Below are 536 nucleotides of genomic sequence, written 5' to 3' on the forward strand. Positions count from 1 at the left end.
ACGTCGCAAGACGAAAAATGAATACCAAGTCTCTGAGTGAACACGTAATTCATTACGAAGTTTAATTCACGAGCATCAAACTTAAATTGAAGAGTTTGATCATGGCTCAGATTGAACGCTGGCGGCAGGCCTAACACATGCAAGTCGAACGGTAGCACAGAGAGCTTGCTCTCGGGTGACGAGTGGCGGACGGGTGAGTAATGTCTGGGAAACTGCCCGATGGAGGGGGATAACTACTGGAAACGGTAGCTAATACCGCATAATGTCGCAAGACCAAAGAGGGGGACCTTCGGGCCTCTTGCCATCGGATGTGCCCAGATGGGATTAGCTAGTAGGTGAGGTAACGGCTCACCTAGGCGACGATCCCTAGCTGGTCTGAGAGGATGACCAGCCACACTGGAACTGAGACACGGTCCAGACTCCTACGGGAGGCAGCAGTGGGGAATATTGCACAATGGGCGCAAGCCTGATGCAGCCATGCCGCGTGTATGAAGAAGGCCTTCGGGTTGTAAAGTACTTTCAGCGAGGAGGAAGGC

At 52.4% G+C, this 536-nt stretch carries 1 rRNA gene; it reads left to right on the forward strand.

Annotation, left to right across the window (positions count from 1 at the left end):
- Positions 1 to 83 precede the first annotated feature (83 nt).
- A 16S ribosomal RNA gene (locus tag KQJ18_RS24370) occupies positions 84 to 536 on the forward strand; the annotation flags it as partial.

The sequence above is a fragment of the Citrobacter sp. S55_ASV_140 genome, from assembly GCF_018919505.1.
GTDB lineage: Bacteria > Pseudomonadota > Gammaproteobacteria > Enterobacterales > Enterobacteriaceae > Citrobacter > Citrobacter werkmanii.